The sequence below is a fragment of the Kribbella albertanoniae genome, from assembly GCF_004348455.1.
GTDB lineage: Bacteria > Actinomycetota > Actinomycetes > Propionibacteriales > Kribbellaceae > Kribbella > Kribbella albertanoniae.
Genome location: NZ_SMKA01000041.1, coordinates 22546 through 43042 on the forward strand (window position 1 = coordinate 22546; position 20497 = coordinate 43042).

20 protein-coding genes and 1 pseudogene are annotated in these 20497 nt (G+C 67.3%); 9 read left to right on the forward strand and 12 right to left on the reverse strand.

The window, feature by feature from the left end:
- Nucleotides 1–11: 11 nt before the first annotated feature.
- From E1261_RS12595 to E1261_RS45930, 3 genes are all read right to left on the reverse strand, one after another.
- Nucleotides 12–533, reverse strand: coding sequence for a DUF6879 family protein (locus E1261_RS12595; protein WP_132406074.1), 522 nt, complete (start codon nucleotides 531–533; stop codon nucleotides 12–14).
- Nucleotides 534–1230: 697 nt separating this feature from the next.
- The gene (locus E1261_RS12600) at nucleotides 1231–2061 is read right to left on the reverse strand and encodes a hypothetical protein (RefSeq protein WP_132406076.1); all 831 of its coding nucleotides are present in this window, start codon (nucleotides 2059–2061) and stop codon (nucleotides 1231–1233) included.
- Between the two features lie 283 nt (nucleotides 2062–2344).
- Nucleotides 2345–2980: a TetR/AcrR family transcriptional regulator gene (locus E1261_RS45930; RefSeq protein WP_238176166.1), complete on the reverse strand. Its 636-nt coding sequence runs from the start codon at nucleotides 2978–2980 to the stop codon at nucleotides 2345–2347.
- Between the two features lie 359 nt (nucleotides 2981–3339).
- On the opposite strand from E1261_RS45930, the gene E1261_RS12610 reads away from it, so the two are divergent.
- Nucleotides 3340–4851, forward strand: a complete 1512-nt coding sequence (locus E1261_RS12610; protein WP_132406080.1) for an FAD-dependent monooxygenase — start codon at nucleotides 3340–3342, stop codon at nucleotides 4849–4851.
- 98 nt (nucleotides 4852–4949) lie between these two features.
- Here E1261_RS12610 and E1261_RS12615 read toward each other — a convergent pair whose 3' ends face one another.
- The 4 genes from E1261_RS12615 to E1261_RS12630 all read right to left on the reverse strand — a co-directional run bounded on the left by E1261_RS12615 (nucleotide 4950) and on the right by E1261_RS12630 (nucleotide 8246).
- Nucleotides 4950–5822 (reverse strand): amino acid ABC transporter permease, encoded by an 873-nt coding sequence (locus E1261_RS12615; protein ID WP_132406082.1) that lies wholly within the window; start codon nucleotides 5820–5822, stop codon nucleotides 4950–4952.
- Nucleotides 5822–6469 carry an amino acid ABC transporter permease gene (locus E1261_RS12620; protein WP_132406084.1) on the reverse strand — a complete coding sequence of 216 codons (648 nt, stop codon included), beginning with the start codon at nucleotides 6467–6469 and terminating at the stop codon, nucleotides 5822–5824. Before E1261_RS12620 ends, E1261_RS12615 begins: the two co-directional genes overlap by 1 nt.
- 76 nt (nucleotides 6470–6545) lie before the next feature.
- Nucleotides 6546–7466, reverse strand: coding sequence for a glutamate ABC transporter substrate-binding protein (locus E1261_RS12625; RefSeq protein ID WP_132406086.1), 921 nt, complete (start codon nucleotides 7464–7466; stop codon nucleotides 6546–6548).
- Nucleotides 7467–7517: 51 nt separating this feature from the next.
- Nucleotides 7518–8246 carry an amino acid ABC transporter ATP-binding protein gene (locus E1261_RS12630; protein WP_238176170.1) on the reverse strand — a complete coding sequence of 243 codons (729 nt, stop codon included), beginning with the start codon at nucleotides 8244–8246 and terminating at the stop codon, nucleotides 7518–7520.
- A 277-nt stretch (nucleotides 8247–8523) separates the two neighbouring features.
- On the opposite strand from E1261_RS12630, the gene miaB reads away from it, so the two are divergent.
- Both miaB and E1261_RS12640 read left to right on the forward strand, forming a co-directional pair.
- Nucleotides 8524–9999, forward strand: coding sequence for a tRNA (N6-isopentenyl adenosine(37)-C2)-methylthiotransferase MiaB (gene miaB / locus E1261_RS12635; RefSeq protein ID WP_132406088.1), 1476 nt, complete (start codon nucleotides 8524–8526; stop codon nucleotides 9997–9999).
- A complete protein-coding gene (locus E1261_RS12640) occupies nucleotides 9996–10724 on the forward strand; it encodes a phosphotransferase (protein WP_132406090.1) in 729 nt (242 codons plus the stop codon). The genes miaB and E1261_RS12640 overlap by 4 nt, the downstream gene beginning before the upstream one ends.
- A 91-nt stretch (nucleotides 10725–10815) precedes the next feature.
- Here the strand turns inward: E1261_RS12640 and E1261_RS12645 are convergent, their stop codons facing one another.
- Nucleotides 10816–12624, reverse strand: a complete 1809-nt coding sequence (locus tag E1261_RS12645) for a LamG-like jellyroll fold domain-containing protein (RefSeq protein ID WP_132406092.1) — start codon at nucleotides 12622–12624, stop codon at nucleotides 10816–10818.
- Nucleotides 12625–12725: 101 nt separating this feature from the next.
- A complete protein-coding gene (locus tag E1261_RS12650; RefSeq protein ID WP_132406094.1) occupies nucleotides 12726–13175 on the reverse strand; it encodes an NUDIX hydrolase in 450 nt (149 codons plus the stop codon).
- 102 nt (nucleotides 13176–13277) lie between these two features.
- On the opposite strand from E1261_RS12650, the gene E1261_RS12655 reads away from it, so the two are divergent.
- The gene (locus E1261_RS12655; RefSeq protein ID WP_132406096.1) at nucleotides 13278–13688 is read left to right on the forward strand and encodes a DUF6069 family protein; all 411 of its coding nucleotides are present in this window, start codon (nucleotides 13278–13280) and stop codon (nucleotides 13686–13688) included.
- A gap of 52 nt (nucleotides 13689–13740) precedes the next feature.
- Here E1261_RS12655 and E1261_RS12660 read toward each other — a convergent pair whose 3' ends face one another.
- Together E1261_RS12660 and E1261_RS12665 are read right to left on the reverse strand one after the other, a co-directional pair.
- The gene (locus tag E1261_RS12660; protein ID WP_238176167.1) at nucleotides 13741–13998 is read right to left on the reverse strand and encodes an antitoxin; all 258 of its coding nucleotides are present in this window, start codon (nucleotides 13996–13998) and stop codon (nucleotides 13741–13743) included.
- 109 nt (nucleotides 13999–14107) lie between these two features.
- A complete protein-coding gene (locus E1261_RS12665; RefSeq protein WP_132406098.1) occupies nucleotides 14108–14332 on the reverse strand; it encodes a hypothetical protein in 225 nt (74 codons plus the stop codon).
- Between the two features lie 159 nt (nucleotides 14333–14491).
- Here E1261_RS12665 and miaA point away from each other — a divergent pair, with 159 nt between their 5' ends.
- The 5 genes from miaA to E1261_RS45245 all read left to right on the forward strand — a co-directional run bounded on the left by miaA (nucleotide 14492) and on the right by E1261_RS45245 (nucleotide 19115).
- A complete protein-coding gene (gene miaA / locus E1261_RS12670) occupies nucleotides 14492–15475 on the forward strand; it encodes a tRNA (adenosine(37)-N6)-dimethylallyltransferase MiaA (RefSeq protein WP_132406100.1) in 984 nt (327 codons plus the stop codon).
- Nucleotides 15462–15980, forward strand: coding sequence for a sigma-70 family RNA polymerase sigma factor (locus E1261_RS12675; RefSeq protein ID WP_132406102.1), 519 nt, complete (start codon nucleotides 15462–15464; stop codon nucleotides 15978–15980). The genes miaA and E1261_RS12675 overlap by 14 nt, the downstream gene beginning before the upstream one ends.
- A 38-nt stretch (nucleotides 15981–16018) precedes the next feature.
- Nucleotides 16019–16711 carry a hypothetical protein gene (locus E1261_RS12680; protein ID WP_132406104.1) on the forward strand — a complete coding sequence of 231 codons (693 nt, stop codon included), beginning with the start codon at nucleotides 16019–16021 and terminating at the stop codon, nucleotides 16709–16711.
- Nucleotides 16712–16802: 91 nt separating this feature from the next.
- Nucleotides 16803–18626 (forward strand): gamma-glutamyltransferase, encoded by a 1824-nt coding sequence (ggt, locus tag E1261_RS12685; protein WP_132406106.1) that lies wholly within the window; start codon nucleotides 16803–16805, stop codon nucleotides 18624–18626.
- Nucleotides 18627–18809: 183 nt separating this feature from the next.
- The gene (locus E1261_RS45245) at nucleotides 18810–19115 is read left to right on the forward strand and encodes a hypothetical protein (RefSeq protein WP_238176168.1); all 306 of its coding nucleotides are present in this window, start codon (nucleotides 18810–18812) and stop codon (nucleotides 19113–19115) included.
- A gap of 1065 nt (nucleotides 19116–20180) precedes the next feature.
- Here the strand turns inward: E1261_RS45245 and E1261_RS45250 are convergent.
- Nucleotides 20181–20497 (reverse strand): annotated as a pseudogene (locus tag E1261_RS45250) (hypothetical protein); the annotation flags it as partial.

Genomic DNA, 20497 nt, shown 5'->3' on the forward strand with positions numbered 1-20497 from the left:
GAGCGGAAGGGCTAGTCGGCTGTCACCCCGTCTGCGGCATAGTTGCTGTGGTCGATCCCGAGCTCCCAGCAGTCCCCAAAGGCCGCCTCGCATAGTCTGACGGCTTCTGAATCGGCGGTTACCTGATCGCCTGTGTATCGCCCGTCCCCCGCGAAGAAGTAGAACTGAAGGAAGGACCCGTCAAAGACCCAGACGTCGTTGCCGGGCAGCGCGAGTGCTGACACTCGCTGCCGAGCCACCCACCGGATTTGCTCCCCGGCATCGATGTTCACCCGCTGGGTGACGGCGTGCTCAAATCGGATGTAGTCAGACACAGGCTCGCTGACGACCCGCACGCGCTTGAGTTCGACTCCTCGGGTGGTCGCCTGTCGAGCGGTCTCAGTCCATTCTGCATAGGCTTCGACGGCGCCATCGAGGTCGCCGGCCTGCCACGCGAGATGACCTGGGTCCTCGATCATGTACTGATCGCGGAACTCCAGCTTGAGCGCCGTTCTTGTGGTCCTGGCGAGCAGATCAGCGAACGACTCCGGCACGACACGCCTCCAAGATGATATCGGCCATTCTGGCCGGTAAATTCACGACCGACTCCGTGTGCTCGGTCGTTGAGGATGATCCGTGGTCGCCTGTTGAATTCGAACTCGATCCGCGCCAGTGTCCAGGCCCTGGACAGGGTGGCGGGTGCATTCGGACCGGTTGCTGGACCTACGTCTTGCGTAGTCAAGAGCGCGCCTTCGGCCGCGCCGCACGCGCTGCCTCAGTCGTGAACAGTCCCGCACGGCCTCGAACGGGTCGCCGCTGGCATCCCCGAACAGCCACTCGTCCGGCGCCCGCACATCCACCGCCTTCAGTCGCACAACCGCTGTACCCCCGTTGAGTCGCGTAGCCGCCAGCTCCCCCAGGTGCCGACCCAAGCCCGCCGCGCCGACCGGAGCCTCCACGTACCGCATCCCCCCACCCTCCCACGAGGTCCGTTGGAGGGGTCTATGTCTCGCAGGTCGGGTTGTACGACACGACCATGTGCCGCTGGCGATCCTGCCTCCGGCAAGGAGAAGCCCCCACGGGCGCGAACTGCGTGGAGGCTCGTCGCGTTCGCCCGCTTCATGTCGGCGAGGAACACCACGTGCCCTTGACCGGATGGCGCTCACAGGGTCCGCCCCTGCCGCTGTGCGAGGACACCGGAGACATCACCATGGCTCTACCTGGTACGCCCATCGGATGGTCGGCAGACAGCTATCTGCCGCAGACGCCGACGGCCTGGTACTTGGTCTCCTGCGGGAGGTGGACGAGATCGAGGGAGACTGCGACGTCCCAGGTGGTCCCGTTGTTGCCCATTCCCAAGATGATCGGGCCGAAGGCGCCGCCGCCGAGTGGTTCGGTCCCAGCGGGGCATTCGGCCTCCGCCCAATCCACGTTTGTGCGGATGTCGGAGACTGCCGATGCCGGATAGCTGAGGCCGGCAATCCCGCGGGCGCAGATCGCGAATGTTGTTGCTATGTGGGCAACGGTGTCGCTGTTGAAGTAGCGCGCGACCCACGCGTCGTAGCTGGGTGGCGGGGGCTTGGCGGCCGCGAATTCTGTGCTCGTCTTGTAGTAGGTCGTGTGCCGAAGGGTCAACTTCGCTGAATCGTGGCCGGCGCCACCTCCGACGAGCTGCTGGTCGTTGGCGCAGGCGGCATAGGTTCCGGAGGTCGCTCCAGGCGCGACCTGGTTCGGTGAGCTCACGATCGTGTAGCCGCTGAGCCCACTCACGCAGACAGCACTGACCGTGAAGCTCGCGCCTGCCTGGCCGTGGATGATGCTGGCTGCCCAACCGGTCCCGTCATTCGTCGGGTAGCCCGACGTCATTGCGTCGATCGAATGCGTAGAGCTGTCAACGCCCCCACCGGTCACCTTGCTCCCAGCCGGGCAACTGGCCCATCCCGAGCCAGTCTTGTCCGCGCCCGCGTAGAACGGCGCCGATACCACATACGTCACCCGCCCCGACGCCGACGCACTCGCCACCTGCAGCAGGCTCCCCACCAGTACGGCAACGAGGCCGATCAGCATTCCTCGAGATCTCATGCCGGAGACGGTAGGCGGCGAGCATCTCCCGACGGTTTCACCGTGATTTCACCAAGCCGACGTCGTGTGTGCCTGTCTTCTGGCGGGGCTGACGAGCTGACGCTGCCAGACCGAAAAGTTCTTCGTCTCCGCCGGCTATCGAACGAACAAGGCCGGTCCGCTCGACAACGTCTGTGGAACCCTGCCGGAAAGCAATCGCCACCGTGTAGCGAACGACCGACTCGAGGCTGCGATCCGTCAGGACGTCCGGAGGCGGTTTGGGCCGGAGCCCAGGTGCACGCCGTTAGGTGCTGTTGTCGGTGTTGTCGGTGTTGTCGCTGTTGACGGGAGGTGCGTGCCGCAGGGCGGCGAGTACGTAATCCACGATCGTGTACACCTCAGCCGTAGAGCTCTGCCGGTGGAGAATCAGGCGCCGCAAGAACGTCGGCCCGGTCAGTAGATCGATTGCCAGTTCGATGTCGGCGCTGTGTGGGATCTCTGCGCGTTGACGTGCTCGCTGTAGCACTTGTCGGAGCGGCTCCCTGCGCCGCTCAGATAGCTCAACGTGAAGGGTCGCGAGAGCGGGATCGCGTTCCGCCGCGTCGATGAATGCGGAGAGTAGACGAGGAAAGGGCTGAGTGCTCAGCAGGGTGTGCATGCCAATCAGCAGAGTGCCCAGATCGGATCGGAGTTCACCGGTCTCCGGCGTCGGATCCGTTTGGGAGATCCGCTCCATGGCTTCGGCAAGCAACTCGGCGCGGGCGGACCAGCGTCGGTAGACAGTCGCCTTACTGGCACCGGCCCGTGCAGCGACGGCTTCCATGGTGAATCCGCCGACACCCTCGTCGGCGAGCAGATCGAGGGCCGCGCGCAGCAGTCGATCCCGGGCAGCGGCGCCGCGCGGGATCGGAGTGCGCGGCCGGTCGGTCGGTTCGGGCACGGGCGCGGGCTCATTGGTCGGAGACAGTGGCACGATCGAAACGGTAGTGTACCGTTAGCCTTATCGCAAGCCGCTGACCGACCAGGGGGGCGAGTCGGCTGCGTTGGCCTGCTCGAACGGGTCGTCAGCGGCGATCATCTCGAACCTGTGCTCGATCAACGCCGTGGGTGATTGTCACACCGCCTGCACGAGATACCTGTTGCCCCCCAAACACAAAGACGCCGCCCGTCGAGATGTCGCCGAAAGTACTCCCGGTGCGCGGGCAACAACTCATCCATCAAATCAAGCGGCCGAACATGGCATAAATCGCAGCCAGCGGATTTATCAAAGCCTAGAAAATACAATTGGAGGAAAGAGAGATGCGAGAGATACGGACACAGGTCGTCGTCGCGGGTGCCGGTCCGGTCGGCCTCTGGCTGGCAGGGGAGCTGCGGGTGGGAGGTGTCGACGTCCTGCTGATCGACCAGGCCTCGCAGCGCACGGACGATCGCCGGGCCGGCTCACTGCAGAGCCGGACCCTGGAGGTCTTCGACCAGCGCGGGTATCTGGAGCCGATGCTCGCCGCCGGATCGCCGGGTCAGTACGCTCACTACAGCGGAATCGTGCTGTCGCTCGAAGATTTCGACGTTCCCTACCGTTATGCGCTGCAACTGTTCCAGGATCGCGTCGAACGGCTGCTCGAGAAGCGTGTGACGCAGCTAGGCGTCAGGCCGACGTGGGGCACGGCGGTCATCGGTCTCAGCCAGGACGCCGACGAGGTGGTGGTGCGTGCGCAGACCGCCGAGGGCGAGGTGCTGATCCACGCCGACTACGTCGTCGGGTGCGATGGAGGGCACAGCGCCGTGCGCAAGCTCGCCGGTATCGGCTTCTCCGGAACCGACCCCACACTCTCGGCTATCGCCGCCGATCCGGTGGTGATGGACGATCCACCGGTCATCGAGGGATTTCCCTTTGACCGTCCTGGCACGAACGGCCACTACACGATACTGCTGGCCGCAGAGGGCTGGTATCGCGTGGGCGTCGTGGAATACGACCCGTCGCTGGCAGAGCGTGAGCCTTCCGCCGACGAGTTGCGGGCGGCCATGCGTCGGGTGATCGGCAGTGACTTCGGGCTGCACGACACTGACCGGGTCAAGCTGTTCGGGGACACGACGCGGCAGGCGGACAGGTATCGGGATGGGCGGGTGTTGCTCGCAGGTGATGCCGCCCACGTGCACTTCCCCGCCGGCGGACAAGGTCTGAACACGGGAGTGCAGGACGCGGCGAACCTCGGTTGGAAGCTGGCCGCGGTGGTACGTGGCGATGCCACCGCGGACCTTCTCGACACCTACCACACCGAACGACACTTCGCTGGCGAGATCGTCCAGAAGAACACTCGCGCCCAGGTCGCGCTCAACCGCCCTGACGAACACCACCGGCCGTTGCGCGAGACGATGAGGTGGCTGGCCACCGAGCCGACGGTGACGAAAGTGCTGGGCGGAATGATCTCGGCGCTCGCTCTGCGCTACCCGTCCGAGGCGGGTGGGATGGCCGGCATGCGTCTGCCGGATGTTCACGTACGCACCACCGACGGTGATGTCCGGCTGTTCGAGCTGCTGCGCCGTGGGCGCCCACTGCTGGTTGTCCTCACCGACGGCATGGACCTCTCCGACGTGGCCGAGGGCTGGGCTGGTCGAATCGATCTGGTCACCGGCACCGCTACCGTTCCGGAATGGACGCTTCCGCAGGGGGAGCGGATCGCCGTACCAGAGGTCATGCTGGTGCGTCCGGACGGTTACGTGGGCTGGAGCAGCACCGCTGGCATCGATGGCCTTGTCGAGGCGCTCGGCACCTGGTGTGGCCCCGTTCGCGAGGCGTCTCAACAGCGATAACTCGTTGACGCGGGAGAAGAAATCTCACGTGAGAAGAAACCTCCTGCGTCGAACGGCGAAGACCCCCTCCCGGCTGCGGAAGGGGGTCTTCAGTCGTTCTAGGACCGTCCGGCGACGGAGGCGTCGCCTTCGTCGAGTGTTAGGGGCGGCGGGGCACCGGTGATCTTGCGGCGGCGCCGCGAGCGGCCTTCGAGGTAGCGGGCCAGGACCGACAGCAGTGAGCACAGGCCGATGTAGACGATCGCGGTGACGATGTACGTCGGGATGTACGGGAACCCGTAGGTCAACCGGCCACCCATCTGCTTGGCGACGTACAGCAACTCGGCGTAGGTGATGATGAACCCGAGCGCGGTGTCCTTCAGCAGCACGACCATCTGGGACACGATCGCCGGCAGCATCGCGCTGATCGCCTGTGGCAGCAGAACGAGGCGGACGACCTGGTTCTTGCGCAGACCGATCGCGTACGCCGCTTCCCGCTGACCCTTCGGTACGGCGGCGATCCCGGCCCGGAAGATCTCGGCCAGCACCGATCCGTTGTACAGCGTCAGGCCGAAGACAACTGCCGAGAACGGGGTCAGTCCCCAGTGGAACTGGATGTTCGCGTAGTAGAAGAAGAACATCAGGATCAGCAGCGGGATCGCCCGGAACAGCTCGACGACGTACGTCGCCGGGACCCGGACCCACTTGTGGTCACTGATCCGTGCCGCGGCGAAGACGGCACCGAACAGCAGTGCCAGTACGGCGGCCAGCCCGGCCGCGCGCAGCGTGTTCAGCAGGCCGGTGAGCAGCTGCTCCTGGATGGCGGAGTACTGGAACTGCCGCCACAGCCGGCCCTCGAACTGACCGTGGGTGTACAGCCGGTTGATCAGCCAGGCGGCGGCGCCGGCGACGGCGAGCACCACCAGGAGGTTGGAGACCCGGTTCCGGACCTTGCCCCGGGGACCGGGGACTTCGTACAGCACCGTGCTCATCAGGCCACCGCCGTCCGTCGTTCGGCCCACCGCTGCAGGAACATCAGCGGGACGATCAGAATCAGGAAGCCGATCGTGATCCAGATCAGCGTGAGCAGCTGGTTCTCACCGCGCTCGGACATCGAGAACGGAATCGCACCGGCCTCGGCCAGCGAGAAGCCGGCCGCGATCGTGGTGTTCTTCAGCAGCGCGATGAACACACTGGACAGCGGCGGCACGATCGCCCGGAACGCCTGCGGCAGCACGATCAGCGTCAGGACCTGGAAGAACGTCATACCGACCGCTCTGGCGGCCTCGGACTGGCCGGGGGAGACCGTGTTCACTCCGGACCGGACCACCTCGCAGACGAATGCCGAGGTGTAGATCGTCAACGCCCCGACACCCGCCCAGTACGGCGACGGCAGCGCCAGGTCCATCTTGGCCGCGCCGAAGAACAGGAAGGCGAAGACCAGCGTCAGTGGGGTGTTCCGCAGCGTGTTCACGTAGCCGGTGCCGACACCGCGCAGCGCCGGAATCGGGGAAACCCGGAACGCGGCCAGGATGGTGCCGAGCACCAAACTGAGCACGGCGGAGACCAGGAACAACCTGATCGTCAGCCAGAATCCGTCCCGGAACAGATCCCAGTTGTCGGTGAGAACCGAGAGCATCGCGACCTTCCTCGTACTAAGCCTCGTACAGAGCCCGGCCGCGGCATCGGTGAGGACGCCGCGGCCGGGGGGTGGATCAGTACTTCTCGAGTGCCGGCGGGGTGCCCGGGGAGCCGGACTTGCCGAGCGTCTCGTCGTAGATGGCCTTCCAGGTGCCGTCGGTCGCGGACTTCTCCAGGATGGTGTTCACCTGGTCGCGCAGCGCCTTGTCGTCCTTGGGCAGGCCGATGCCGTACTTCTCGGTGCTGAACGGCTTGCCGACCACGCGGAGCTGGTCGGGTGCGGTGGCCGCGTAGCCCTTGAGGATCGCGTCGTCGGTGGTGACGGCGTCGACCTTCTTGTCGAGCAGCTGGGAGACGCACTCGGAGTAGGTCTTGAACTCGGAGATGTTGCTGGCTTCGGTGAGCTGCTCGTCCTTGACCCGCTGGATCGGGGTCGAGCCGGTCGCGGAGCAGACCTTCTTGCCCTTGAGGGCGGTCTTGCCGGCGTCCATCGAGGTGTCGGCCTTGTTGACCAGGAGGTCCTGGCCGGCGACGAAGTACGGGCCGGCGAAGGAGACCAGCGCCTTGCGCTTGTCGGTGATCGAGTAGGTGCCGACGTAGTAGTCGATCTCACCGCCGCCGATGGCCGTCTCGCGGTTCGCGGACGGGATCTCCTTGTACTCGATCTTGTCCGGGTCGAAGCCCAGGTTCGCCGAGACCATCCGGGCGACCTCGATGTCGAAGCCGCAGCGCTTGCCGTCGGCATCCTTGTAGCCGAGGTTCGGCTGGTCGGCCTTGACGCCGACGATCAGGTTGCCGCGGGTCTTGATCTTGGCGAACGCCGGGCTGCCGGCCACGTCCACACCGGACGCGGTCTCGAACTTGTGCGGGGTGCCGCAGGAGTCGGACGCGGCGTTGCCGCCCCCTCCGGCCGCAGGCTCTTCCTTACCGCAGGCAGTCGCAGTCAGCGCGAGCGCCGCGACGCCGAGTCCGGCGACGAGGTGACGCATTCTCATTTCAGGTTCCCCTTTGATGTGTGATTGCTGGGTACGGCCGCGGGCGGAGGCTCAGTGCTTCAGGATCTTGCCGAGGAAGTCCTGGGCGCGCCGGGAGGTCGGGCTGGTGAAGAACGTCTCCGGGTCGGCCTGCTCGACGATCTCGCCGTCGGCCATGAACACCACCCGGTTCGCCGCGCTCCGCGCGAACCCCATCTCGTGGGTGACCACGACCATCGTCATCTGCTGCTTGGCGAGGTCGATCATCACCTCCAGGACCTCCTGGATCATCTCCGGGTCGAGCGCCGAGGTGGGCTCGTCGAAGAGGATGACCTTGGGGTCCATCGCCAGCGCGCGGGCGATGGCGACACGCTGCTGCTGGCCGCCGGACAGCTGCGCCGGGTACTTCGACGCCTGGCTGGCCACCCCCACTCGTTCCAGCAGTTCCATGGCCCGCTGCTCGGCCTTCTTCGGGTCCATCTTGCGGACCTTCAGCGGGCCGAGGGTGACGTTCTGCAGGATCGTCTTGTGCGCGAACAGGTTGAACGACTGGAACACCATGCCGACGTCGGCCCGCAGCGTGGCCAGGGTCTTGCCCTCGCTCGGCAGCGGCTGGCCGTCCAGCTCGATGGTGCCCGAGTCGATCGTCTCGAGCCGGTTGATCGCGCGGCAGAGCGTCGACTTGCCGGACCCGGACGGGCCGATCACCACGACGACCTCGCCCTTGGCGATGGACAGGTTGATGTCCTTCAGGACGTGCAGTTCGCCGAAATGTTTGTTGACGCCGGTCAGGGCCACCAGACCCGTTTGCGTCAAGGTGCCGGAATCGCTCATGGCCAGAACCTAGCGGAGCCCGGGGGGCCGTCGCATCGCCGGTCGGTTCCGTGGTGGTAACGATCTGCAATGAACCGGCGCGTACCGTGACAGGCCCATCACCCTGCGCACGATCGTGCTCATCAGTGTCCGGAACCTGCCGCACCGCAACAACCTCCCGCAGGAAGTGCTACCGGCGACGGCGTCACCCCTCCGGTCCCCGATAGGGATTTGTCTACTTCGCGCCGTACTCTTGGTGACTGTTATGCGTACTTACGAGGTCCGCACCTACGGGTGCCAGATGAATGTCCACGACTCCGAGCGGCTGCGCGGCCTGATGGAGGACGCGGGGTACGTGCGCGCGCCCGAGGGCGACCAGGCCGATGTCGTGGTCTTCAACACGTGTGCGGTCCGGGAGAACGCCGACAACAAGCTGTACGGCAACCTCGGGCACCTGGCGCCGGTCAAGGCCAAGCGGCCGGGGATGCAGATCGCCGTGGGTGGCTGCCTGGCGCAGAAGGACAAGGCGTCCATCACCAAGAAGGCTCCCTGGGTCGACGTCGTGTTCGGCACCCACAACATCGGCTCGCTGCCGGTGCTGCTGGAGCGGGCCCGGATCGCCGAGGAGTCCCAGGTGGAGATCCTGGAGTCCCTCGACGTGTTCCCGTCGACCCTTCCGACGCGGCGCGAATCGGCGTACTCGGCGTGGGTCTCGGTCAGCGTCGGCTGCAACAACACCTGCACGTTCTGCATCGTCCCCGCGCTGCGCGGCCGCGAGAAGGACCGCCGCCCGGGTGACGTGCTCGCCGAGGTCGAGGCGCTCGTCGCCGAAGGCGTCCTCGAGGTGACCCTGCTCGGCCAGAACGTGAACTCGTACGGCGTGGAGTTCGGCGACCGTTACGCGTTCTCCAAGCTGCTGCGGGCCTGCGGGGAGATCGACGGGCTGGAGCGGGTCCGCTTCACCTCGCCGCACCCGCGCGACTTCACCGCGGACGTGATCGAGGCGATGGCCGAGACGCCGAACGTGATGCCCTCGCTGCACATGCCGCTGCAGTCCGGTTCGGACCGGGTGCTGAAGGCGATGAAGCGTTCGTACCGGCGCGATCGGTACCTCAAGATCATCGAGGACGTGCGCGCGGCGATGCCGGAGGCGGCGATCACCACCGACATCATCGTCGGCTTCCCGGGCGAGACCGAGGAAGACTTCCAGGGCACGCTCGACGTCGTGCGCGAGGCACGCTTCGCCGGCGCCTTCACCTTCCAGTACTCCAAGCGTCCCGGTACGCCGGCCGAGTCCATGGAGGACCAGGTCCCGCGCGCGGTCGTCCAGGAGCGGTACGAGCGGCTCGTCGCGTTGCAGGACGACATGGCCTGGGCCGAGAACAAGCTGACCCTCGGTCGTTCCCTCGAGGTCCTGGTCGCCGAAGGCGAAGGCCGCAAGGACGCCGCCACCCACCGCCTCAGCGGCCGGGCCCGCGACAACCGCCTCGTCCACTTCGCCCTCCCAGAAGGCGTCGAACCACCCCGCCCCGGCGACGTAGCTACCGTCGAGGTCACCTACGCCGCCCCGCACCACCTGGTAGCCGACACCTTCGGCTCCATCCGCCGCACCCGAGCCGGCGACGCCTGGGAACGCCTCCAGGACGCGCCCTCGTCATCAGCCCCCGGCGTCATGCTCGGCATGCCGACGCTCGGCGCCAAGCCCCTCGAACCCGCCGTTGGCGGCTGCCAAATCGGATGAGCTCGTCGATCCCGGATCCCGCAGCCGCTCACCCGGCGGCGGAACCCGGCGCGACTCCGCTCCTTCCCGCGGACGCCGAGCCGTTCGCGGCGGGGCGGGATGCGGATGTGTACGCACTCGACGAGGCGTGGGTCGTGCGCAGGTACCGGAATGGGCACCCCGTGCGCGATGAGGCCGACTTCATGCGGCACGTGGCGAAGTTCGGCTACCCCGTGCCCGCCGTACGGGAGGTCGACGGCGCGGACATGGTGATCGAGCGGCTCACCGGTCCCACGCTCGCCGAGTCAGCCGTCGCCGGTGACCTCACCGCCACCGAGCTCGGCGTACTGCATGCCGACCTGCACCGCCGCCTGCACGCGATCTCCGCCCCCAGTGGCACCCCGGGCCTCGTAGTCGTGCACGGCGACCTGCACCCCGAGAACGTGATCGCCACCCCCGCCGGCCCGATCGTCATCGACTGGTGCAACGCCGAAGAGGGCACGGCCGAATTCGACATCGCGATGACGGCGGTCATCTTCGCCCAGGTAGCCCTCGACCCCACCTGGGCCGACCTCTCCCCGCTCCTCCGCGAGGCTCTGACCGCCTACCTGGCCAACTCGATCGACCCAACCCCGGGCCTCACCGCGGCATTAGATGCCCGCAGCAACAACATCACCCTGACTCCCGCCGAGAAGGCGCTGCTCCCCGCCCAGGAAGCGCTCATCCGCAGCCATCTCCGTCGGTAACGACACGGTACTAGTCCGCACCGACACCATTCCGCAGCGCCCGCCACGCCTGAAGCTCAGCCGCAGCGGGCACCACTACGTGTTCTTACCGTCACGCGTTCAGGAACTGGGACGGCTTCAGCGCGCGACCCACGATCCGCACCTCACCGATATGCCCCGCGAACCCCTGGTCGACCTCGTTCGCGTAGTGCCCCGCACCCACCAGCCACGGCTTCCCGACCGTCGCCAGCCCATTCGACGGGGTCGCCGGATTACGCAGCAGCTCCGACGAATCGACGTACAGGACGCTGTGCCGTCCGTCGTTGACGATCGCGAGGTGGAACCACTGCCCGGCCACCTGCTCATGCCCCCAGTTGGTGAACGTGTCGTTGCGATCCAGCGGATACACCGCCCACTGCACCTGCCGCCCACCCGAGAACCCAAGCTTCACCACCGGCTCATCCGGGTCACTGCCCGTCTTCCCGGCATCCCGCCCGGTCCCCAGCCGTGAGATCAGCCCCTCCCACGAATGGTCCTGCCCATCGTCGGCCAGCTTCACAAACGCCTCGATCGTGTACCCGCCCCGGAAGGTCAGCTTGTTGATCGGCGCGCTGTCGACCGTCTTCAGATACCCACCACGCGCCGGATTCTTCCCACCCGGGAACAACCAGCTCGCATGCCCAGGCTGCTCCGGATGGAACTCGGCCGAAACGGAAGGCGCACCCCCAGCGAGCTGCACCCGGGTCAGATGGTTCCCCTGCCCTGACTGGTCGACGACCTGCCCGCTCACCGGCCCGTCGAACCGCCAGTACGCCGCCGTCCCAGGAATCACCAACTGCTTCGCAGGCCGGGCCGGCCGCACCGGAACCGGCGCGAACCCCGCGAACCGCTCTTCGAAGTCCAGCGGCACACTGAACCTGTTCACGTCATCGGTCAGCTCGACCTCACCCTCGGCAAGCTCGTTGCGCCGGGCCGGGTCCTGCTTGAGGATCCACGGGGCGATCGTCTCGACGTCGATGGTGTTCCGGGCCAGGTCGAAGTGGTACAGCCGGACCATCCCGGAGCCGCCGTAGTACCGGTCCTGGTAGTTCGCGAGATGCATGTGCACGTCATGCCCGGCAGTGTTCTGCCGAGTGAGCCGGCCGGACGGCCAGAAGTGACCGTTCAGGGTGAGGAAGATCTGGTCGTTGTCCTTGACCAGCTGGTCCCAGACCCGCTTCCCGTGATCGCTGAACTCCGCGACCCCGCTGTCGGCGTACACGAGGTCGTGAATGGTCAGGATCACCGGCATCCGCGGATGCGCTGCGATCACCGCGCGCGCCCACGCGAAGCTCGCGTCCGACGGCCGCCAGTCCATTGCCAGCAGCAACCACTGCCGCCCGGCCGCCCGGAACACGTGGTACGAGTTGTACCCGTTCGCCGTCGATCCACCGTACGTCGCCATCCGCCGGAACCGCTGCGGCCCGAACGTCCGCAGGTACGGCGAGTCGCCGCGACTGTCGTCCTTGGAGCCGTCGATGTCGTGGTTCCCGGCCAGCACCGAGTACGGCATCCGCGCCCGGTCCAGCACCTTGAACACCGGATCCGCCTGCGCGAACTCCGAGGCCAGTGCGTTCTCCACCACATCACCGAGATGCGCCACGAACACCACGTTCTCCGCGGACCGCTGCTCGACCAGATACTCGAACGTCGCCGTCAGCGGCGCCGAGTCACCCCGATCCTGATCGAACTGATACTGCGTGTCCGGTACGACGGCCACCGTGAACCGCGGGTGCTCCGTATCAACCCGCCCGCCGTACGACGAGGTCGTTGCCGAAGCCGCCCCTCCATCCAGCACCCCACCCGCGACCACAGCCCCCGCGCCGAGCGCTCCTGCCTGCAAGAGCCGCCGCCGGCTCGTCCCGTCGTACTGCTGTTCCATGAACTGCCTCCACGTCGCTACCTGACACCGCAGCGAACATTAGAACGCAGCCCCCCAAGCCCCGGTGAACGCCACCAGAACCCTGAGCCAACGCCGGTGAGTCAGCTGAAGCCCTCGACGATGACAGCGGGAAGCCCACCATCCAGCCCCGCCAGCACCCGCGCCTCGTGCGGGACCGTTGGCTCCGGCAACTTGTCCAGCGCGACCCACTCGAGCCCGTCCGCCTTCCCCGGCTCCATCAACTGCGGTTCACCCGTCCACCGCGACGTTGTGAAGAAGAAGTCCACCCGCTCGTCGATCGGTTCCCCGTTCCCGCCCGTCCGGTGCATCGCCGTCACCGGCACCAGATCCGCCGGGTCGATCTCCACCCCGACCTCCTCCCGAACCTCCCGCACTGCCGCCTCCAGCACCGACTCCCCAGCCTCGACATGCCCCGCCGGCACCGCCCAATACCCATCCATGTAACCGGTGTTGGCCCGCAACATCATCAACACCTCGTCCCCCCGCCGCAACACCACATAAGCCGCCGGCACCACCCGAAACCGATCCATCCCCCGAGCCTCCCACGGCTACCCATGTCAATTCACGGCGGTCCGCTTCGACGTATAGGTAAGAGACCGGCAACGGGCCGGTCCACTGCCCCGGAGCTCACCATGACTGCAACCCTCGCCACCGTCCCCACTGTTGCCCCGTCGATCGGACGCCTGCTCCGCGACGGCGCCGTAGCCGGCGTCCTCGCAGCTGTTGCCACCGCGGCCGTCGCCGCCACCGGCCAGGCCGCCGGTATCAGCCTCGACGTCTCCGGCGCCCCGATCCCGGTCCCCGGCTTCGCCGTCACGACCGCAATCTTCGCGACCCTCGGCCTCCTCATCGCGCTGGCCCTCCGCCGGTACGCCGCCCGCCCGCGCACCGCCTGGATCCGCACCACCGTCGTCCTGACGGCCCTCTCCTTCACCCCCGACCTCCTCGCTGACGCGGCCCCCACCACCAAGGCCCTCCTGATGACGACCCACCTGATCGCGGCCGCCATCATCATCCCCGCGGTAGCCCGCCGCCTCCGGTGACGAACGACAAAGGGCCGCGAGCGGTGCTCGCGGCCCTTCGGTGAGGAAGCTTTCAGGCGGGCTTGTTCGCGTCCGGGATGTCGTCGTTCTGGCCGTCGAGGCCATCCAGGCCGTCCTTGGCCTTGTCGACACCCTGGTCGATCTTGTCGCCGTACTTGCCACCGGTCTTCTCGTCGATCAAGTCACCGGCCTTGTCCAGACCGTCGCCGACCTTGTCGCCGTGCTGATCGACCAGGTCACCGGCCTTGTCCTTCAGGTCCTCGGCCTTGCCCTTGAACTTGTCGAAGATGCCCATCTCAGGGGCTCCCATTCCTGCGTAGTGAACTGCTTACTGACAGCTAGCGGTAGATGATTGCATCAACCGGCCTCGAACTCCTAGGACCGCCGCGAACTGTCGGACAGGAATTCAGCGGGTGTTACTACTCGACGTCGCCGCCGGAGTCCTGGCTGCCGCCACCCGACTCGACGTCACCACCCGATTCGACGTCACCGCCGGACTCGACGTCACCGCCGGACTCCACGTCGCCACCACTCGCCTTCAGTTCGACGTCACCGCCGCTGCGCTTCGCGGCGTCCAGCTCGTCGTCCCCCAGACCCAATGCGTCCTTGGCCGCATCGGACTCTCCCTCGAACGGATTCGTCACAGCTTCATTCCTCCCGTAATCCGGTGTTGCGAACTGGCGTCGTGTCTACCCGTCTTCCGGGGTCATCCACAAGGCCACCCCGAGGCTTCTTGGTGCAGACTTGACGGCCCCCCGGGGCCGGTGCAGCGGGCCCGGACCGAAAACTGTCACACTGGAGCGATGGCCGAACCACTCGTCGTCGCGGTCGTCGGCCCTACAGCGGCCGGCAAGTCCGACCTGTCCGTTGCCCTGTGCAAACGCCTGCGCGGCGAGGTCGTGAACGCGGACGCCATGCAGGTCTACCGCGGCATGGACATCGGTACGGCGAAGATCACCGGCCCCGAGCGGAGCGGCGTACCGCATCATCTGCTCGACATCCTCGACGTGACCGAGACCGCGACGGTGGCCGAGTTCCAGCAGTTGGCCCGGTCCGCGATCGACGACTGCACCCGTCGGCAGGTAATTCCGGTCCTGGCCGGAGGGTCCGCGCTCTATGTCCGGGCGATCCTCGACGACTTCACCTTCCCCGGCACCGACCCCGCCGTACGGGAGCGGCTCGAGGCTGAGCTCGAAGACCTCGGGTCAGGTGCTCTGCATCAGCGGCTCCAGGACATCGACCCCGCAGCGGCCGAGCAGATTCTGCCGAGCAACGGTCGCCGGATCGTCCGGGCGCTGGAGGTCGTCGAGATCACCGGAGCGCCGTACAGCGCGACCCTCCCAGCCCATCGGTACGTCTACCCAGGCGCCGTACAGATCGGTCTCGACGTCCCGCGGCCGGTGCTCGACGAGCGGATCGACCGGCGGGTGGACCGCATGTTCGACGAAGGTTTCGTCGACGAAGTGCGGTCGCTGCTCGACCACGGTCTGCTCGAAGGCCGGACCGCGAACCGCGCCCTCGGCTACTCCCAGGTGATCGCCCTGCTGAACGGCGAGATCGACGAGGCCGAGGCCCGGGAGCGGACCGCGCAGTCGACCCGCCGGTTCGCGCGGCGGCAGGATTCCTGGTTCCGCAAGGATCCGCGGATCACCTGGCTCCGGTACGACGACTCCGCCCTGCTGGACAAGGCGATCGATGTGCTGGCCGCAGGCAACCGAACGGGTGCCGATGACGTAGTCGGGGTAGAAATCGCCCCCGGAGCAGGGGCTGTCGATGCGAGGGGGTGACCGTGAGGCGGAGTTCCGTGAGTACTTGCTCGCGGATCGCACCCGACTGATGAGAACGGCGCTGTTGCTGACCGCGGGGGATTCGCATACCGCGGAGGATCTGGTCCAGACCGCCTGTACTCGGGTCTACGTGCACTGGCACCGGATCCGGCACGAAGGCGCCGGGCCGTACGCGCACCGCATTCTGGTGAACGCGTTCCTCGACGAGCGCCGCCGGGCCGGCCGCCACCCTGAGGTGGTGACCGCCGACACGCTCGAGCCGAGACTGGCCGACGAGACGGATCCGGTGGACACGATCGCGGTCCGGCGGGCGCTGCTGGAGCTTGCGCCCCGCCAGCGCGCGGTCCTGGTACTGCGGTACTTCCAGGATCTCGACGTCGCGACCTGCGCGCGGATCCTGGAGTGCACCGAGGGAACGGTGAAGAGCCAGACCGCCAAGGCGCTCAAGCGTTTGAAGGACCTGATGACCGACGAACAGCCGGATCAGGCAACGGGGAGTGGCTGACATCCCGGCCGCACAGGCGCCGGGAGAAGGACGGAGCAGTGGACGAGGTCAAGAAGTTGCTGGAGGGGTTCGCCGAGGAGGCCGCCGATGGGCTGCCACCGGCGGATATCGACGCGGACGTCGCGCGGGGGCGGCGGGCGTTGCGCCGGATCAAGCGGCGCCGCCGGGTGACCGGCGTACTGTGCGTTGCCGCGGCGTCGGCCGCTGTGCTCGCGGTCGGCAACCAGGTGAAGTGGTGGGGCGGCGCCGGCAACCCGCCGGTCGCCGGCGGGGCGAACGAGTCGTCGGTCGCGGCCTCCGGGAGTCCGGCTGGATCGACCGCACCGAGCGCGAAGGCCAGCGAAGGCACGATCTCGTTGTTCTCCACCGGCGTCGATCTGGCGGCCAACCAACAGACCTGGAACACGATCGGCTGCACGCTCGCCCCGGTGGGCTGGGCCCCGGAGACGCCGATCGCTGCGAACCGCGTCGTACTGGCGCAACCGGAGATGCGGACCTCGGAAGTCTCCTCGAAGGTAGTCCTCGAGCGGCGCGAAACTGCACTGACGTTGACTCAGCTCCGAGTGACCGATGAGGCCGGCAAGACGTTCCACATCGGCACGGTGGACGGCCGGCTGGCGGGCCAGGTGAAGCTCGCCGACGACTGGCTGCTGGTCGAGGCCCCGGCCGGTAACACGGCGTGGACCGACGAGACGGTACGTCGTTTCCTGGCGTCCTGCACGATCAACTAGCCGCCGGACGCGCCTGGCGACTGGCGCGCGGCCCGAGTTCGGGGTAGGCAGGGGGAGAGTTCCCCCTGTCGCTCGAGCTCCTGGAGACCCGGTGAAGAAGCTGGTCGCGTCCCTGTCCGCGAGTGCGCTCGTCCTGTCCGGATTCGGTCTGAGTGGTGCGGCCGCGAGTCCACCGAAACAGCAGGCGCGCACCAAGTACCCCACCGCGATCGGGTACGGCGGCGCCGTCGCCTCGGTCGACCCCGATGCGACGAAGATCGGTCTCGACGTACTGCGTCGTGGGGGTAACGCGGTCGACGCAGCGGTCGCGACCGCCGCAGCGCTTGGAGTCACCGAACCGTATTCCGCCGGGATCGGCGGCGGTGGGTACTTCGTGTACTACAACGCCAAGCAGCGCAGGGTGATGACGATCGACGGCCGCGAGACCGCGCCGGCGACGATGCCGTCGGACGCGTTCATCAACCCGGCAACGGGTCAGCCGTACAAGTTCACGCCGGACCTGGTCACTTCCGGGGTCTCCGTCGGAACGCCGGGCACAGTCGCGACCTGGGACCGCGCGTTGCGGCAATGGGGCTCGCTGTCCCTGAACAAGGCGCTGAAGCCGGCCGCCGAACTGGCCGAGGACGGCTTCGTCGTCGACCCGACCTTCCGCAGCCAGACGCTGGACAACAAGGAACGGTTCGCCGCGATTGCGCCGACCGCGAAGCTGTTCCTGCCCGGTGGTGACGCGCCCAAGGTCGGGACGGTGTTCAAGAACCCCGAGCTGGCCGACACCTACCGGCTGATCGGCGCGAAGGGGCTCCCGGCGTTCTACGGCGGCGCGCTCGCGGGCGAGATCGCCGCCACGGTGAAGAACCCGCCGAAGACCCCGGGGACCGCACTGCCGGTGATGCCCGGCCACCTGACCACTGCGGATCTTGCGAAGTACAAGGTGATCGACCGCGCGCCGACCAAGGTCCGCTACGACGGCCTCGAGGTGTACGGGATGGCGCCGTCATCATCCGGCGGCACCACCGTCGGCGAGGCCCTGAACATCCTCGCGCCTCTGCACCTCGACCGGATGGAGACCCCGCAGGCGCTGCACTCCTACCTCGAAGCCTCAGCGCTGGCCTTCGCCGACCGCGGTGCCTACGTCGGCGATCCGGCGTTTGTCGACGTACCGACGAAGGAGCTGCTGTCGCCCGGCTTCGGTGCCGAGCGCTCCTGCCTCATCGACCCGGCCAAGGCCTCGGTGAAGCCGCTGAAGCCCGGCGTACCGGATGGTCAGTACGGGACGTGTGGCGCGACCACCGCAACCAAGGAAGGCCGGGACACCGAGGGCGTGTCCACCACGCACCTCGTTGCCGCGGACAAGTGGGGCAACGTGGTCTCGTACACGCTGACGATCGAGCAGACCGGCGGTAGCGGCATCACAGTCCCCGGCCGTGGCTTCCTGCTGAACAACGAGCTCACCGACTTCACCACCGTGTACGCCGAGGCCGATCCGAACCGGATCCAGCCGGGGAAGCGCCCGCGGTCGTCGATGTCCCCGACGATCGTGCTGCGGGACGGCAAGCCGTTCCTCGCGCTCGGTTCGCCGGGTGGGTCGACCATCATCACCACGGTCCTGCAGACCCTGACCAACCGCGTCGACCGCGGCATGACGCTTCCCGAAGCGGTCGCCGCGCCCCGCGCCTCCCAGCGCAACTCGGCAGCCGTCACCGCCGAGCCGCCGTTCATCGATGCCTACGGCACCGCCCTCAAGCCCTTCGGCCACACTCTCGTCCCCAGTGGTGACGCGTTCACCTCCGCGGCCGAGATCGGTGCCGTGGCTGCCCTGGAGATCCTGCCCAACGGCGGCTTCCTCGCCGCTGCCGAACCCACCCGCCGAGGCGGCGGCTCCGCCGGAACCGTCCACCAACTCTGGCCCAACTAGGAGCCGGCTCTCGTACCGGAACTCGCGGTAGTAGTCCGTCATGACTGCCGCGAGTGGGGAGTGGAGGGTGAGGATCGCCGCGACCTGTGGCGGGATGCCCTTCGGCGGTTCCCCTCGGGCGCAGGCCTGGATGACGAGCCACTGCACCAGGTGGGTGAAGGCGTAGGAGCGGTCATAGGTCCGGTGCTCCGTGAAGAACAGCCGCTGGCCGTCGGTGAGGATGTTCTGGAAGTGGCCGTCGAAATGCAGGAGGCCGCGGGCGTTCATGAAGGAGATTCCGGCCCCGAGTTCGTCCGCCACCATGGTGCAGGCCTGCTCGGCCGTCTCGGCGTCGGCCTTGACCTGAACGTCCAGCCAGTCGTGCAGGTTCTGCGGGATGTACTCCAGGAACTGCGCGATACTCGCCGAGGAATCCCGGAGCGCCTCGAGCCGGTGGCGCACTTGCGGCGCGCCTTCCCAGTAGGCAACGACCTTCTCCACATCGGCTAGTTCGTCGGGTAGCACCTGGTCGGGGTGCGGCAGGACCCGCCAGTGATACATCAGCGGGAAGCCCTCATGCTCCTGCGCGAGCACCCAGTTCGTCGCCATGGTGTGCACGGCCAACTCCCGCCAAGCACCCCATCCCGGGCCACCCGGGACTCCGAGGCCGGGGTAGCAGAAGGTCGGTAGGTCGAAGAGGTTGGCCGTGGACCGGACGTTCTCCGGCTGCCTTTCGAGATCGGTGAGTGGCAGCCGCTTAACGAAGACCGGCGTCCCGTCCACCTCTAGCAACGCTGAGGTCCCGCCGATGCCGACACCCATCGGCGCGGCCGCATCCACGAGATCGCCCAGCACGCGATCACTGCACAATGCCAGCGAGGTGGAGACGGCACTGTAGGCGGACAGACGCGCACCCCGCGACGCGTCGAAGCTCTCGACGGCTACCTCCACCAGGGCACCAACCTCTCTGAGATCCGTGCGCTCTCCAAGGGGGTACGCACACAGTCGACGCATGGCCTGCGGTTCATCCCCTGGCACGGGCGGAGGACATCGAAGACCCGATCGTAAGTACCGATCGTAGAGCCGGTCGAGCAGGCGGCGCCCCCAGTGAAGTGCCGATCCGATCGCCCTTTCGACCGCACTTTATGTGGGGATCGACAACAAGGCTGGGCCCGTGCCTCGGTAGACCGCCACTGCTCAGCGGCGCGGAGGTGGTCTGCCTCGCCGTGGTCGGGCTCCATCCGCACTGCCTTCGAGGCCCGGACCGCGAACACCACCCAGGCGCAAGGTGGCAATGAGGGATTTCCGCAGCCGACCACGTCGGGCCCCGCTCGCAGGCCGGCACGTTCACCACGGTCTCGCGCGCCAGTCCCGGCCAGCCCCGGCAGTCCCGGCAGCCGTCGCGATCCCGGCATCCCCGGACTGCCCCGACAATCCCGACAATCCGGGCAACCCCGGCAGCCGTGGCGATCCCGGCATCCCCGGACTGCCCGGCAATCCCGGCAACCCCGGCCAGCCCCGACAATCCCGGCCAGCCCCGACAATCCCGGCAACCGTGGCTCGGCTCGCTGGTCTTCAGTCATCCGGCATTCCCTGGATGACTCGGTGGGTGCCGGTGCGGTCGACCCGGAAGACGAAGCCGTGGGGTGTTGTCCATTCGATCGTTTTTGCGTCGATGCGGCGGACTTTCCATCCGGCGGCGTGCGTCTTCACCCGGTGGCCGTAGCGGCTCAGCGGTATGAGGTTCAGGGTGTTCGTCTGGCCCGGTGGGCCGAGGGGGTTGTAGGGCTGGATGTGGTCGAGGTCGATGTTGTTGGTGGTTTCGCGGGTGCCGTAGGGGAATTGTTCGGTGGGGTGGGTGAGTTTGATGTGTTCGCGGATCCGGTCGGTGA

Coding starts and splice junctions, on each gene's coding strand:
- E1261_RS12600 (WP_132406076.1), bottom strand. CDS start 2,061: ATGAGATCTCGAGGAATGCTGATCGGCCTCGTTGCCGTACTGGTGGGG.
- E1261_RS12610 (WP_132406080.1), top strand. CDS start 3,340: ATGCGAGAGATACGGACACAGGTCGTCGTCGCGGGTGCCGGTCCGGTC.
- E1261_RS12615 (WP_132406082.1), bottom strand. CDS start 5,822: ATGAGCACGGTGCTGTACGAAGTCCCCGGTCCCCGGGGCAAGGTCCGG.
- E1261_RS12620 (WP_132406084.1), bottom strand. CDS start 6,469: ATGCTCTCGGTTCTCACCGACAACTGGGATCTGTTCCGGGACGGATTC.
- E1261_RS12625 (WP_132406086.1), bottom strand. CDS start 7,466: ATGAGAATGCGTCACCTCGTCGCCGGACTCGGCGTCGCGGCGCTCGCG.
- miaB (WP_132406088.1), top strand. CDS start 8,524: ATGCGTACTTACGAGGTCCGCACCTACGGGTGCCAGATGAATGTCCAC.
- E1261_RS12640 (WP_132406090.1), top strand. CDS start 9,996: ATGAGCTCGTCGATCCCGGATCCCGCAGCCGCTCACCCGGCGGCGGAA.
- E1261_RS12645 (WP_132406092.1), bottom strand. CDS start 12,624: ATGGAACAGCAGTACGACGGGACGAGCCGGCGGCGGCTCTTGCAGGCA.
- E1261_RS12650 (WP_132406094.1), bottom strand. CDS start 13,175: ATGGATCGGTTTCGGGTGGTGCCGGCGGCTTATGTGGTGTTGCGGCGG.
- E1261_RS12655 (WP_132406096.1), top strand. CDS start 13,278: ATGACTGCAACCCTCGCCACCGTCCCCACTGTTGCCCCGTCGATCGGA.
- E1261_RS12660 (WP_238176167.1), bottom strand. CDS start 13,998: ATGGGAGCCCCTGAGATGGGCATCTTCGACAAGTTCAAGGGCAAGGCC.
- miaA (WP_132406100.1), top strand. CDS start 14,492: ATGGCCGAACCACTCGTCGTCGCGGTCGTCGGCCCTACAGCGGCCGGC.
- E1261_RS12675 (WP_132406102.1), top strand. CDS start 15,462: ATGCGAGGGGGTGACCGTGAGGCGGAGTTCCGTGAGTACTTGCTCGCG.